Raw genomic sequence first — 13,050 nt, forward strand, 5'->3', positions numbered from 1 at the left:
GGCTGTTTTGGCACCCCGCCCGGCGAACCCACGGGTGTCGGGTGGCTCTTTGATACTAAGCATGATTAGTATTAGGGCAGAAGGATGTAGCGCACCCGGCGATCCGGGTGCCTCCTCTATGAAAGAAGAAGGAACGAAAAATGGGTTTTCTCGCATTTCTGATTCTGGGCCTCATCGCCGGCGCCATCGCTAAGGCTATCCTCCCGGGACGTCAGGGCGGTGGCATCATCATCACTCTGATCCTGGGCGTCGTCGGCGCCCTGCTCGGCGGATTCATTGGCAGCGCACTGTTCGGCGTTGGCATCAACGAGTTCTTCTCGCTGTCGACCTGGCTGCTGGCCATCGGCGGTGCGATCATCGTCCTGCTCGTTTACGGCATGATCAGCAAGCGCTCAGCCCGCTAACACGGAAGCTGACCGGAAACCGGCCCTGGGTTATTCCCGGGGCCGGTTTTTTGCACTATTTTGACAGCAAGGCGGCCTGCCGGCCGCATGGTCCGGCACTGCCACCCACTGTCCACGAACTGTTCAACAACGTCTACTTTTCACCTACGTCAGGGAGCAGGAGCACAGCATGAAGGGCAAATTTCTTTTCGCCACCGGACTGGCAGCAGGGTACGTCCTGGGATCGCGGTCAGGCCGCGCAGCCTATGACAAGCTCAAGGCCAGGTCGGCAGAGCTCTGGAACAGCAAGCCGGTCCAGGACAAGGTGGCCGCGGCAGCAGAAACGGTCAAAGACAAAGCCCCCGAGGTCTCCGAGCATCTCGGCGAAGCCGCGCGCCGCGCCGGTACCGTCATAAGCTCCGCTGTCCACCGCGATGCCGGCCACGGAAGCACGTCCGCGGCCACGCCCGGAACGGCCACGCCAGGAAAACCGGGAGCAGCCACGCCCGGAACGCCGGCACCCGCGGCCCGCGATGTCCATTCCGACCCTGCGCTCACCGACCAGACCGGCCAGGACTGGTCAGACGAGGGCGGCGCCACCCCGGCGGGCCCCGCCACCAACGTGGACGGGGACAAACTGCCCTAGGAGTTTCTTTGAGGGGCCACCGTCGCCGCCCCTGCCGGCTACCGCCCGCCGGAGGGCAGCAGCACGCCGGCCACCACGGTGGCCCCCAGTTCCTCCGAGTGCAGCACCCGGGCCGCCAGTCCGTGCCCGCGGAGGATTCCGGCCGTCTGCGCGGACTGCCGGCGGCTGGTCTCTATCAGCACGTGGCCGCCGGGCGCCAGCCACTGCCGCGCGCCGGCGGCGACCCGCCGCTGCACCTGAAGCCCGTCGGCGCCGCCGTCGAGGCAGGCCCGCGGCTCGTGGACGCGCGCTTCCTGCGGCATGGTTTCGATGTCTGCCGAGGGAACGTAGGGGGCGTTGACGGCCAGCAGCCGGACCCGGCCCCGGAGGGCCGCCGGGAGGGGAGCATAGAGATCACCCTCGTGGACCTCCCCGCCCAGGGGCAGGACGTTGGTGCGTGCACAGGACACGGCCGCGGGGTCGATATCGGCGCAGTGGAGTTCGGCGGGGCCGGCGAGGGCCGCGAGCGCCGCACCGACAGCGCCGGACCCGCAGCACAGATCGACAACGACCGGTGCCGGGGCGTCGCCCCGCGCCATGCGGCTTGCGTCCAGGAACGCAGCGGCCTGCCGGACGAGGAATTCCGTCCGGCGGCGGGGCACGAAGACTCCGGCGTCGACCGCGATGCGGAGTCCGCAGAATTCCGCCCAACCGAGAATGTGTTCAAGGGGAAGGCCGGCGACCCTCCGGCCGGCCATCCGTTCGAGCGCCTCCGGGGTCGGGGCCGCGTCGATCAGCAGGCGGGCCTCGTCTTCGGCAAACACGCAGCCGGCTGCCCGGAGCCTGGCCGTGAGTATCTCGTGCGGGGAAAGATGGCGGATTACTGGCATGGGTGCGCCTTTCGGTCGGGTGTCAGACGCCCTCACCGTGAGCTGGCCGAGGCCGGCACTGCTGGGCGGGCATCCTTTCTGGACTTGCGTGAACGGGACCCACCTCCTTTTGCTGCAGTTGCTCGATTGCCCCATGCTACCGAAGCCGCCCGCGGCCAGCTGTGATTGGGTCTGCTGTGATTAGTCCGGGTTTTGCGGCGGACTGCGGCGGCGGATTGTGACGCCTGCTTGGGATGCCTTGGCGGCGGCGGCTGGCAGGATGGCAGCATGGACTCCCTCCCTGCCCACGATCTCATCTGGACCGGCTCCTACACGGCAGATTCCGGCGGCCGCGGCACGGGGATCGGCGCGGTTGCCGCGGCGGCCGACGGCACATTGCGCTGGTTGGGTGTTGCGGCGGCGGCCGACTCGCCGTCCTTCCTGGCGGTCCACCCGTCTCTCCCTGTGGTCTATGCCGTGGCCGAGCAGGCCAGGACCGTCCGGGCCTACCGCCGGGCCGGCGCGTTTGGACTGGAGCCCGCGGGCCCGGCGTGGCCGGCCGGTGACGCGGCCTGCCATGTCGCCGTCGAGCCTTCCGGCCGTTTCCTCGTTGTCTGCTGCTGGGGCGACGGCCAGGTGCTGTTCTATGAGCTCGACGCCGACGGCGGCATCGTTGACCGGACGGCCGGCGTCGAATCGCGCGACCCGTACGGTGAGACTCCCGGCGGCGGCCCCGGCGAACGGGAAAAACGGCCGAGCCGCGCTCATGCGGCACTTATGCTGGCCGACGGCAGGGTGATGACCACCGACCTCGGCCACGACCTGCTGCGGATCTGGAATGTCGGATCCGGACCGGGGCTGGCTCTGGGGCCGGCCCTGGACCACGAGGTGGTCCTGCCGCGGGGCAGCGGCCCCCGGCACCTGGTCCAGCATCAGGGCGGCCATGTCTTTGTAGTGACCGAGTATTCAATCGAGGTGGCTGTGGCCGGGTTGTCGCCGGACTCCGGGGACTTCCGGCTCGGATTCGTCGGGCCCGCCGCCGCCGCCGGGGCGCAGCCGGATGATTCGGCGGCAGAGATCGCGTTGGCGGCCGACGGCAGGTACGCCTATGTGGGCGTCCGCGGTTCGAACCGGGTCTGCGTGCTGGAGGTGGAGGCCGGGGGCGCGGCGCTGCGTCCGGTGGCCGACGTCCCCAGCGGCGGCGACTGGCCCCGGCACCACCTGGCCCGCGACGGCTTGCTGCACGTCGCCCACGAACGCTCCGGCGACATCGTGACGTTTCCTCTGGACGCGGCATCAGGGTTGCCGGGTATCCCTGCGGACCGGCTGCAGGTGGCCTCCCCCACCGCGCTGGTGCCGGCCCGGCCCCGGTTGGTGCACCGGGGGTGAGAAGCCGGCGCCCGGCTGACGCGGTGCTGCGGTGAAGAGCAGGCCGGCGAAGAGCAGGCCGCCGGGTCAGCAGGCCGCGGCAAGCCCCGCAGCAGCCTGATGGACGCCCTGTTCGCCCCCATCCAGCTGGATCCCGCCCAGCTGAAACCCTCCCTCCGGCTGGAACACGCTCTCCGCCTGGAAACCGTCGGCGAAGTGGAGTCCGTCCCCCGGCTGGATACCGCCGTCGAGCTGGAAGCCACAGGGACAGCGCCACAGGGCCGGAAGATCGAGGGACGGGTCCGCGGGCCCGAACGAGTAGGAGGGCATCGCCGGCTCCGGCGAGGTCCACTGCATGGGTGCGCCGCAGTGCAGCGGGGCGCCGGGCGGGAGCACTGTCGCAGGGTCCCCGGTCAGGGTTGCGGATTCAGCCACGGCGCCTACTCTCGTTGAGATCTAAAAAACAAGTAGTAAGCATACATATAACTAGTTAAACGAGCTAGTTATGCCGCTCGGCGCCGATGGCCGCGCTCATCCGGCGGAGGAAAGTAATGACCACGCGGGCGTCCTCCGCGCTCATGGACTCTGCCACCTCCATCATGCGCCGGTGCATGTGTCCAAGCGTGGCGCGGACTTCGGAATCCGTCGCCACCGTCGGCACGATCACAAGGGAGCGCCGGTCCGTCGGGTGCGGCTCCCGCCGGACGTGCCCGCTTGCTACCAGCCGGTCGATCAGGGACGTTGTGGAAGCGGTGGTGATGCCCAGGACGCGGCTGAGATCCTTCGGGCCAACCCGTTCGCCTGTCGCCTTAGCCCGCAGCAGGTAGCGCAAAGCCAGCAGGTCCGTCTCTCCCATGCCCATCGAATCGCGGGTGGACCGCCTGGTCGCCACCTCCGAGATCCGATAGTCGCGGAGGGCCTGCAGGATCGCCGCCGGAGGATCCAGGCTGTCATCGGGGCCATACCAGTATCCGGAGGCGCCGTGGGAGTCCATTCGCCAAGCCTAGCGGAACTGGTAACTAGCCAGCCGTGCAATCCGGGTGGCTGCAGCCACAGGGCCCCAGGGCCCCGGAGCCCTGGCGGCTAGGGCCCCGAACCGCCCGGACTGGACCCCGGTGGCGGGCACAAAAAAACCCCGGCCTCCTGTTGCCAGGAAACCGGGGTTTTTCCACTCTTCGCTAAAAGAGTGGGCCCTGTGGGGATCGAACCCACGACCCACGGATTAAAAGTCCGATGCTCTACCAACTGAGCTAAAGGCCCCAGCCGACAGCCCCGAACCAGCGGATAAATCCGCTGATGCAGCGCGTTTCGGCCCAGTCCATTTCTGGACGTTAACACTGTACCCCAGACCCGGGCCGGCTTTTTTCACGTTGGCCGCACCGGCGGCGTCGGCCCCCGGCGTCTACGGGCAGCAGCGCGCACCGATCCTCGATTCCCTTGCGGCACTGGAGTAGCGTGGGGGCATGAGCGAGCAAGCAGGATCAAGCGCCCCCGGCCCGCGGCACCACAAGCCGAAACCCTTCGCACCGATCGACTTTGAGCCTTTCGCCGGAGGGGCCGATCCTGCCCGCGTCTCGGAGGCGGCCCATCTGGCCGCGCAGGCTCTCGTGCGCCGCGGCCGGGACAGCGACGACCCCAAAGTCACCAAACGGCTCGTCAAACTCGCCGATGAGCAGGGCCTGGAAGCAATCGCCGAAATGTGGGCCGAAAGCCCCGCCCGGTCCCTCCCCGGCGCGCTGTGGCGCCTGTACGCCCTGCGGGCCGCCACCATCCAGGATCCCGAGCGGATCTCCGTCTACTTCAAGGCGGGCAAGGACACGGCCCAGGTTTCGCATGTGGTCGCCGGCGCGGCCGAACCGCCCGGCGCCGATGAGATGAAATCCATGGCGGACGCCATCCTCTCCGGGGCGTTCGACGGCGAATTCGACGTCGCCCTGGAACGCTCCGCAGCGTTCTGCCGCGTGGTGGCCCTGGGCCAGGCAACGCTTGCGGATAACGCCGAGCACAGCAACGAAAACCACGCCAGCAAACTCACCCGCAACTCGCATCTGCTCGTCAAGACGGCCGAGGACCTCGAGCACGCCGCCAACGCGTGGCGGCTGGGCGAACTGGACTGAGGGGCCGGGCGGCAAGGGCCCGGATGACGGGCCCGCAGCACCCAGGACACGCACGACGCGGGCAGGCTGTCAATGTTGACTTGCATGAACCTACGTAGAAAACTAAAAGCGGTGCCGAACCGCGAAACCCCCGGGCTTCAACATTTAGCCGCCTAGAGCGGCCTACCGCCGAGAGGCGTATCCGGTTCGGCACCATTTTCATGCCTTCTTACCCTGATGTTCGCCCGGTTTTCACCTGCGCCGTCACACGCCGCGTCGGGCCGGGCCGGACCCGCCGGGGACGGTAAAGTGATGCGTATGCACTGGTCACCGTCAAGTCACACGGCCGGCCGACTCAACCCGCGAACCTCCTCCCGGAAGACCGGTGACACCACGTGAAGCTGCGCCTGTTCCCCCAGGAGTCCGCCGGACTGCACCTGCTCTCCCAAATGGCGCGCCAGATCGTGCTCGGGACCGGAACACTCTCGGAGATCCTCGGCGCCCCGGCCAGCGAGCATGCCCGGCTGGTGGAGGACATGCACAACCACGAGGCCAAATCCGCGGAGCTGCACTTTGCCCTCCTGACCCACATGCGCACCAGTTTCGTGAACCCGCTGCCGCGCGAGGACATGTACACGCTGTCCCGGTTCCTCAACGAGGCCATGGAGAAGCTCGACGCCGCCGCCGAGCTCGTCTCCCTCTACAAGCTCGAACGGCTGCCCAGGCGGGCCGCCGACCAGCTGGAAATCATCAGCCGCCAGGCCGAACTAACGGTCGATGCGATGCGGCGGCTGAACAATCTGGACGACCTCGAGGACTACTGGATCGAGATCCTGCGCCTGGCCAAGCGTGCCGAGCGCACGCACCGGGTCTGGGTCGCGGACATGCTCCACGAGATGAAGGCCATGCAGTACGCGCGCAACCGCGACGTCGCGAACCAGCTCGTGGAAGTCACGAAGGACATGCGCCGGATCGCCACCCAGGTGGGCAGCATCATCGTCAAGGAATCCTGACGTGGTGCTCTTCTTCCTTGCCCTGGTGCTGCTCTGCGCCGGGGCCTTTGCATTCCTCAACGGGTTCAGGGACGCGTCCTCGTCGGTGGCGCTGGCCGTGCGGACGCGGGCGCTGACCCCAACAGTGGCGGTGATTCTGGCCAGCCTGTTCAACTTCATCGGCGCCGGGCTGAGCGCCGCCCTGGCGCTGGCCGTCAGCCAGGCGTGGCTGTCGCTGCCGCCGGGCACAAACGGCCTGACGATTCTGCTGGCCGCGCTGCTGAGCGCCATCCTCTGGGGCGTCTACTTGTGGTGGCGCGGCATTCCCTCGTCCTCCACCCATGCCCTGGTCGGCGGCCTCGCCGGGGCGGGGGTCGCGAGCGTCGCCGTCGGCGGAAACCCCGTCATGGGCGTTGACGCCTCGCTCCTGTCCCAGGTGGTGCTCCCGCTGCTGATCTCACCGGTGATCGCCTATGCGGGGTCGTTCCTGCTGGTCTGGCCCGCGGGCTGGGCGGCCCGGTACACGCCGCCCAATGTCGTCAACACCCGCTCCCGGCGGGCCCAGGCCATTGCCGCGGGCGCCGTCGCCTTCGGGCACGGGCTGCAGGACGGCCAACGCACCAGCGCGGTGGTGATCCTGGCGCTGCTGGCGGCCGGGCTCTCCGACGGCGGTTCAGTGCCGGTGTGGGTGGCCCTGCTGACGGCCGTCTTGCTGTCGGCGGGAACCCTCGCGGGCGGGTGGCGGATTTCCTACACCATCGGCTACCGGCTGACCCGGGTCGATCCCCTGCGCGGATTCGTCGCGCAGATGTACAGCGCGGTGATGCTGCTGGTGGGCGCGATCGGGCTGCACTGGCCCGTCTCCACCACGCACACGGTGACGGCGGCAACCCTTGGCGCCGGCGCCAACCAAAGTTTCCCGGGCACCGACCGGCGGCTGGTGATCCGCATCCTGGTGTTCTGGGTAGCGACCCCGGTTGTCACCGCCGCCGCCGCGTTCGTCCTGCAGTTGGCGCTCTCGACGGTGGCCGGCCTGTAGGACTCGGTTGGTTATCCGAAGCGGCCGGAGACGTAGTCCTCGGTGGCCTTCTCTGTCGGGTTGCTGAAGATCGTGGGGGTGTCGCCGAACTCGATCAGCTTGCCCGGCTTGCCGGTGCCGGCAATGTTGAAGAAGGCCGTCTTGTCCGACACGCGGGCTGCCTGCTGCATGTTGTGCGTCACGATCACCACCGTGTACTGGTCCTTGAGCTCGTTGATGAGGTCCTCAATGGCCAGCGTCGAGATCGGGTCCAGGGCGGAGCAGGGCTCGTCCATGAGGATCACCTGGGGTTCAACGGCAATCGCGCGCGCAATGCACAGGCGCTGCTGCTGGCCGCCGGAGAGCCCGGAGCCGGGCTTGGCCAGACGGTCCTTGACCTCGTTCCAGAGGTTGGCCCCCTGCAGGGACCGCTCCACCAGGACATCGGCCTCGCCCTTGGAGATCTTCGTGTTGTTCAGCTTCACGCCGGCCAGCACGTTGTCCCGGATGGACATGGTGGGGAACGGGTTGGGGCGCTGGAACACCATGCCGATCTGGGACCGGACGGTGACCGGATCGACGCCGGGGCCGTACAGGTTGTCCCCGTCCAGCAGCACTTCGCCTTCAACCCTCGCGCCGGGAATGACCTCGTGCATGCGGTTCAGGGTGCGCAGGAAGGTGGACTTGCCGCAGCCCGAGGGGCCGATGAAGGCCGTGACGGACTTGGCGTCGATGTTGATGTTGACGCCTTCGACGGCCAGGAATTTGCTGTAGTAGACGTTCAGGTCCTTGACGTCGATGCGCTTAGACATGGTGTTCCTTCACTTGCTGGAGGTAGGGGCGGCGGGCGCGGATGGCCTAGCGGCCTGTCTTGGGGGCGAAGATGCGGGCAATCAGGCGGGCGCCGAGGTTGAGCAGCATCACCAGGATGATGAGCACCAGGGCCGCCCCCCAGGCCCGTTGGGAGGACGGATCCGGGTTGGACGGCGAGGTGGGGTTCAGGATCTGGGTGTAGATGAAGGTCGGCAGCGAGGCCATCCAGCCGCTGAACACGTTGGTGTTGATGGTGGTCGCGAATCCGGCGGTGACCAGAATCGGCGCGGTTTCGCCGATCACGCGGGCGATCGCCAGGGTGATGCCGGACGCGATGCCGGAGATCGCCGTCGGGAGAACCACCTTGAGGATGGTCCGCCACTTGCGGACGCCGAGGGCGTAGGCGGCCTCGCGGAGTTCGTTGGGCACGATCTTGAGCATTTCCTCGCTGGAGCGGACCACCACCGGGATCATCAGCACCGACAGTGCGACGGCGGCGACGGCGCCGGTCTTGGTGCCCGGGCCGACCACCGCGAAGAACGCGGCGGCGGCGAACAGGCCGGCGACAATCGAGGGGATGCCGGTCATGACGTCCACGAAGAAGGTGATGGCCCGGGCCAGTGCGCGGTCCTCGCCGTATTCCACGAGGTAGATCGCGGTCAGCAGGCCCACGGGGACCGAGATGAGGGTGGCGAGCACCGTGATCAGCAAGGTGCCCATGAGCGCGTGGTAGATGCCGCCCAGCAGGGGGGCACCTTCCTCGACCGTCTTGTTGTCAAAGGCGCCGGTGACACCGTTCATGGAGGTGGTGAGGAAACCGGGATCCAGGAGCCCGGGTAGCCCATTGATCAACACGGTCCAGATCACCGAGAACAGGGGCAGCAGGGCAACCAGGAAGGCCCCCACAACCAGGCAGGTGGCCAGCTTGTCCTTGGCTTTGCGGGCGCCTTCCACAATAAGGCTCCAGCCCACCAGGCCGGCGGCGAAGAGGATGGCGGAGACGATTCCCCAGCCGAAGGCATTGAAGCCGATCAGCGCGAGGATCGCGGCGCCGAGGATCAAGGCAACGGCCAGGACGATGTACGGCGCGGCCTTGGGCAGTTGGCCCCTGGTCAGCGCCGAGCGCTTGCGTACCGGAGTCAGGGTGGAGGTCATTTAGTTGGCTCCCGAGAATTCTTTGTGCCGGCTGATGATTCCCCGGGCAATCATGTTCACTCCGAGGGTAATGACGAACAGCACCAGGCCCGCGGCGATCAGCGTGCTGACCTTGAGCCCGCTGGCCTCGGGGAAGTTCAGGGCGATTTCGGCGGCGATGGTCTGGTTGCCGGTCTGGATCAGGCTGGCGGTCAGGGCTCCGGAGGACAGCACCAGCGCGACGGCCATGGTCTCGCCGAGGGCCCGGCCCAGTCCCAGCATCACGGCGCTGATGATTCCCGGCCGGCCGAACGGCAGCACGGTCATCCGGATCATCTCCCAGCGGGTGGCCCCGAGCGCCAGCGCGGCCTCTTCGTGCAGCTTGGGGGTCTGCAGGAAGATTTCGCGGGTCAGGGAGGTGATGATCGGCAGGACCATGACGGCGAGCACGATGCCGGCCGTCAGGATGGTCTTGCCGGTGGCGGAGGCGGGGCCCTGGAAGATCGGCAGCCAGCCCATGTTCTCGGCCAGCCAGTTGTACGACGGCGAGATTTCCTTGGCCAGGAACGCGACGCCCCAGGCGCCGTAGACCACGGACGGGATGGCGGCGAGGAGGTCAATCACGTAACCCAGGCCGGAGGCGAGCTGGCGCGGCGCGAAGTGCGAAATGAACAGCGCGACGCCGATCGCGATCGGCGTCGCGATCACGAGAGCGATCACCGAGGCGATGAGGGTGCCGATGACGAGCGGCCAGATGTAGGTGAAGAATCCTTCGCCGCCCTGGATCTTGTCCGCCGGAGCCACGAGGGCGGGGAGCGCCTGGATCACGAGAAACAGTGCCACGCCGAAGAGCACGACGAGGATCAAACACCCTGCTGCCAAGGTGGCTGCGGAAAAGACTTTGTCACCGGCGTGGCCTGCGCCCCGGGACTTGGTCAGGGAGGTGGTGGTCACTTCACGGTCCTTCGGTTTGGATGGGATCCGGGCGCCGGGTGCGGAGGCCTCCGCGGCCGGTGCCCGGCAAATCTAGATGTATGGAACAAACGCGTCAGTTCCCTGCTCCATGGCGGCCGCCGGTGACGGCCGCCATGGAGCAGGGAACCTCGATCAGGCCGGTGTTTCCACTATGCCTTTTTCCACTTCGCCTCGCGGCGCAGCGTATCCCTAGGCCTTGGCCTTGACGGAGTCGACGGCAGCCATGGCCTTGTCCTGGAGGGTCTTGGACAGCGGCGCCGACTTGGCGGCGTCGGCGGCGGCCTGCTGGCCCGCGTCGGAGGCGGCGTACTTGACGAAGGCCTTGACCAGGTCAGCGGTGGCCTGCGTGTCGTAGCTGGTGCAGACGATGTGGTAGGACACCAGGACGATCGGGTAGGCACCCGCGACCGTGGTGGTGCGGTCCAGCTTGATGGCGAGGTCGTTGGCGTTGCGGCCCTCGACCGGCTTGCCCTGGTCGACTGCCTTGGAAGCTGCCTCGGCGGAGATCTTCGTGAAGGAGTCGCCGACCTTGATCTGCGCGGTGCCGAGCTTGCCGCTGACAGCGGAGTCGTCGGCGTAGGTCACGGCGCCGGGGGTGTCGGTGACAGTCTTGACGACGCCGGAGGTGCCCTTGGCGTTCTCGCCCTTCAGGCTGGCGGGCCAGACGCCGGCTGCCTTGTCGGTCCACACGGAGGGGGCTACGGCGGACAGGTAGTCGGTGAAGTTGGTGGTGGTGCCCGAGTCATCGGAGCGGTTCACCGGTGTGACCTTGAGGTCCGGCAGCTGGACGCCCGGGTTCATGGCCGCGATGGCGGGGTCATTCCAGTTGGCGACCTCGCCGCGGAAGATCTTTGCGACGGTGGCGGCGTCGAGCTTCAGGTCCGTGATGCCAGGGACGTTGAAGGCGACGGCGATCGGGGAAATGTAGACCGGAATGTCAATGGCTCCGTCGGGACCACACTTTTCCTTGGAGCTGGCGAGTTCGTCATCCTTGAGGTAGGCATCGGAGCCGGCGAACTGGGCCGAGCCGTCGAGGATCGCCTTGCGTCCGGCGCCGGAACCGTCCGGGGAGTACTGCACAGTTGCGCCCTGGTTCGCGGTAGCGAAGTTGGTCTTCCAGACATCCATGGCTGCGCCCTGGGCGGAAGAACCGATGCCGGTCAGGGTGCCGGTGACCGCGGGACCCGAGGCGGACGGCGCCGCGGTCTGGGCCGTGTTGGTTGCGTTGTCCGAACCGCAGGCGGTCAGCGCAAGTGCGCCGACGGCGATTACAGCGATAGCCGCGTTGCGGCCGAAGCGGAGAGCCTTCACTGAGTTGTACCCCTTCCAGGGCTGTGAGTGCCGGGCCTGGAGAAGGCCCGCAGGGATGCGTACGGGTTTGTACCTTTACCGACCGTAAGTGGCCCAGGTGAAGAGAATTGCGGACCAAAGTGAACGGCCGGTGAACGACGCGGGACTATTGGCTTACATATGCCGGGCCGCCATTGTGTTCTGTGCGTCACAGTCGTATCAGCCACACAGTGCCCGCGGCCCGCGGCCCGTGCCGCGTCCTGCCGTGCCGGCCGTCCCGGCCGTCCCGGCGCAGCAAATAGACTGGAGGGCATGGCCTCCGCGACTGGACTCTCCGCAAGCGCACGATTCCTGCGCGGCCGGGTCCGCACCGGCTTTGTCCGGAGCCGGAACTCCCTGGGCCCGGCCATCCAGATGACCACTTGCGCCGTGGGCGCTTACGCTTTCGCAGAATACGTCCTGGGCCACAGCGGGCCGTTGTTTGCGGCCACGTCATCCCTTATTGCGCTCGGTTTTTCCCGCGACCCCAGACTGCGCCGCGTCATCGAGGTGGGCTTGGGCTGCACGCTCGGAATCGTGGTCGGAGACCTGCTGCTGCACTGGCTGGGCTCCGGAATCTGGCAGGCCGCCGTCGTGCTCCTTTTCTCCATCCTGCTGGCCAGGTTCCTGGACAGCGGGACGATTTTCACGACGCAACTGGGCCTGCAGTCGGTCCTCGTGGTGCTCCTGCCCGCACCGATCGGGGGCCCGTTCACCCGCAGCATCGACGCCGTGGTGGGCGGAGTGTTCGCGCTGCTGATGACCGTGCTCGTTCCCAAGGATCCGCGGCGTGAACCCCGCAGCGACGTCAAGAAGCTCCTGCACGAGCTCGCCGAGGTGCTGCGGGAATGCGCCTCGGCGCTGAGCTACAGCGATTCCACCCAGGCCTGGCATGCCCTCATCCGGGGCCGGAACTGCCAGCCGCTCGTCGACGCCATGCGCCAGTCGCTGCGTGCCTCCGGCGAAGTGGCAACCCTGGCCCCAGCCTACCGGCGGCACCGGGACGAGCTGGACCAGATGGAGCAGTCGCTGGACTACATCGATCTTGCGCTGCGCAACAGCCGGGTCTTTGCGCGCCGCCTGACCAGCGCCATCAACCATGCGGCGCTCTCGGACGAGGCCACCCAGAACATCGCCGAGGTCCTGCAGGAGACGGCCGCCGCCGTCGACGAACTCTCGCTCGGCCTGGCGGAAGTCCACGACGGCGCCCGCCGCGCCCACCTGCGGACAGCACGCTCGGAGCTGCGCGAGATCGCCGTCCGGCTGCATCCGCGGATACTGGACGTCCAGCGGCTGGAGGGCGAAACGGTGGTCATGTTGTTCCGCCCGCTCATGGTGGACCTGCTCGAGGCCGCCGGGCTGGATTCCAAGGAAGCCCGGGACATCCTGCCCCCGCTGTAGCTGCTGCAGCTGGCGCACGGCGCGCTTGTTGTCGCTGGCCCGCCGCC

The 13,050-nt window shown here is 67.7% G+C and carries 14 protein-coding genes and 1 tRNA gene; 7 read left to right on the forward strand and 8 right to left on the reverse strand.

The genetic code is table 11. The features are described from left to right. Positions 1-140: 140 nt before the first annotated feature. Positions 141-404: a GlsB/YeaQ/YmgE family stress response membrane protein gene (locus tag AC1DN2_RS07890; protein WP_018774889.1), complete on the forward strand. Its 264-nt coding sequence runs from the start codon at positions 141-143 to the stop codon at positions 402-404. A gap of 169 nt (positions 405-573) precedes the next feature. After that, complete coding sequence (locus tag AC1DN2_RS07895; RefSeq protein ID WP_476849883.1) at positions 574-1,029, forward strand: hypothetical protein; 456 nt, start codon at positions 574-576, stop codon at positions 1,027-1,029. A gap of 38 nt (positions 1,030-1,067) precedes the next feature. On the opposite strand, the gene AC1DN2_RS07900 is transcribed toward AC1DN2_RS07895, so the two are convergent. Next, complete coding sequence (locus AC1DN2_RS07900) at positions 1,068-1,898, reverse strand: putative protein N(5)-glutamine methyltransferase (protein ID WP_476849884.1); 831 nt, start codon at positions 1,896-1,898, stop codon at positions 1,068-1,070. A gap of 267 nt (positions 1,899-2,165) precedes the next feature. Here AC1DN2_RS07900 and AC1DN2_RS07905 point away from each other — a divergent pair, with 267 nt between their 5' ends. Further along, positions 2,166-3,266 carry a lactonase family protein gene (locus AC1DN2_RS07905; protein WP_476849885.1) on the forward strand — a complete coding sequence of 367 codons (1,101 nt, stop codon included), beginning with the start codon at positions 2,166-2,168 and terminating at the stop codon, positions 3,264-3,266. A gap of 66 nt (positions 3,267-3,332) precedes the next feature. Here AC1DN2_RS07905 and AC1DN2_RS07910 read toward each other — a convergent pair whose 3' ends face one another. From AC1DN2_RS07910 to AC1DN2_RS07920, 3 genes are all read right to left on the reverse strand, one after another. Then, positions 3,333-3,680, reverse strand: a complete 348-nt coding sequence (locus AC1DN2_RS07910) for a hypothetical protein (RefSeq protein WP_476849886.1) — start codon at positions 3,678-3,680, stop codon at positions 3,333-3,335. 64 nt (positions 3,681-3,744) lie between these two features. Continuing rightward, positions 3,745-4,239 carry a MarR family winged helix-turn-helix transcriptional regulator gene (locus AC1DN2_RS07915; protein WP_028276609.1) on the reverse strand — a complete coding sequence of 165 codons (495 nt, stop codon included), beginning with the start codon at positions 4,237-4,239 and terminating at the stop codon, positions 3,745-3,747. A gap of 193 nt (positions 4,240-4,432) precedes the next feature. Continuing rightward, positions 4,433-4,505 (reverse strand) — tRNA-Lys (locus AC1DN2_RS07920). A 203-nt stretch (positions 4,506-4,708) separates the two neighbouring features. Here AC1DN2_RS07920 and AC1DN2_RS07925 point away from each other — a divergent pair. From AC1DN2_RS07925 to AC1DN2_RS07935, 3 genes are all read left to right on the forward strand, one after another. Then, complete coding sequence (locus AC1DN2_RS07925) at positions 4,709-5,362, forward strand: hypothetical protein (protein WP_018774895.1); 654 nt, start codon at positions 4,709-4,711, stop codon at positions 5,360-5,362. A gap of 374 nt (positions 5,363-5,736) precedes the next feature. Then, complete coding sequence (locus AC1DN2_RS07930) at positions 5,737-6,354, forward strand: DUF47 domain-containing protein (protein WP_476849887.1); 618 nt, start codon at positions 5,737-5,739, stop codon at positions 6,352-6,354. Between the two features lies 1 nt (position 6,355). Then, entirely contained in the window at positions 6,356-7,372 is a 1,017-nt protein-coding gene (locus AC1DN2_RS07935; protein ID WP_476849888.1) for an inorganic phosphate transporter, read from the forward strand. 11 nt (positions 7,373-7,383) lie between these two features. Here the strand turns inward: AC1DN2_RS07935 and pstB are convergent, their stop codons facing one another. The 4 genes from pstB to pstS all read right to left on the reverse strand — a co-directional run bounded on the left by pstB (position 7,384) and on the right by pstS (position 11,584). Then, complete coding sequence (gene pstB, locus AC1DN2_RS07940; RefSeq protein ID WP_018774898.1) at positions 7,384-8,163, reverse strand: phosphate ABC transporter ATP-binding protein PstB; 780 nt, start codon at positions 8,161-8,163, stop codon at positions 7,384-7,386. Between the two features lie 46 nt (positions 8,164-8,209). Beyond that, positions 8,210-9,319 carry a phosphate ABC transporter permease PstA gene (gene pstA, locus AC1DN2_RS07945; RefSeq protein ID WP_476849889.1) on the reverse strand — a complete coding sequence of 370 codons (1,110 nt, stop codon included), beginning with the start codon at positions 9,317-9,319 and terminating at the stop codon, positions 8,210-8,212. Continuing rightward, the gene (gene pstC / locus AC1DN2_RS07950; RefSeq protein WP_230007456.1) at positions 9,320-10,252 is read right to left on the reverse strand and encodes a phosphate ABC transporter permease subunit PstC; all 933 of its coding nucleotides are present in this window, start codon (positions 10,250-10,252) and stop codon (positions 9,320-9,322) included. A gap of 210 nt (positions 10,253-10,462) precedes the next feature. Continuing rightward, the gene (gene pstS / locus AC1DN2_RS07955; protein WP_476849890.1) at positions 10,463-11,584 is read right to left on the reverse strand and encodes a phosphate ABC transporter substrate-binding protein PstS; all 1,122 of its coding nucleotides are present in this window, start codon (positions 11,582-11,584) and stop codon (positions 10,463-10,465) included. A 291-nt stretch (positions 11,585-11,875) separates the two neighbouring features. Between pstS and AC1DN2_RS07960 the strand changes: the two genes are divergently transcribed. After that, entirely contained in the window at positions 11,876-13,003 is a 1,128-nt protein-coding gene (locus AC1DN2_RS07960) for an FUSC family protein (RefSeq protein WP_230007454.1), read from the forward strand. Positions 13,004-13,050: the final 47 nt, after the last annotated feature.

The sequence above is a fragment of the Arthrobacter sp. 01L42 genome (assembly GCF_056400005.1).

Coding starts and splice junctions, on each gene's coding strand:
- AC1DN2_RS07890 (WP_018774889.1), top strand. CDS start 141: ATGGGTTTTCTCGCATTTCTGATTCTGGGCCTCATCGCCGGCGCCATC.
- AC1DN2_RS07895 (WP_476849883.1), top strand. CDS start 574: ATGAAGGGCAAATTTCTTTTCGCCACCGGACTGGCAGCAGGGTACGTC.
- AC1DN2_RS07900 (WP_476849884.1), bottom strand. CDS start 1,898: ATGCCAGTAATCCGCCATCTTTCCCCGCACGAGATACTCACGGCCAGG.
- AC1DN2_RS07905 (WP_476849885.1), top strand. CDS start 2,166: ATGGACTCCCTCCCTGCCCACGATCTCATCTGGACCGGCTCCTACACG.
- AC1DN2_RS07915 (WP_028276609.1), bottom strand. CDS start 4,239: ATGGACTCCCACGGCGCCTCCGGATACTGGTATGGCCCCGATGACAGC.
- AC1DN2_RS07925 (WP_018774895.1), top strand. CDS start 4,709: ATGAGCGAGCAAGCAGGATCAAGCGCCCCCGGCCCGCGGCACCACAAG.
- pstB (WP_018774898.1), bottom strand. CDS start 8,163: ATGTCTAAGCGCATCGACGTCAAGGACCTGAACGTCTACTACAGCAAA.
- pstA (WP_476849889.1), bottom strand. CDS start 9,319: ATGACCTCCACCCTGACTCCGGTACGCAAGCGCTCGGCGCTGACCAGG.
- AC1DN2_RS07960 (WP_230007454.1), top strand. CDS start 11,876: ATGGCCTCCGCGACTGGACTCTCCGCAAGCGCACGATTCCTGCGCGGC.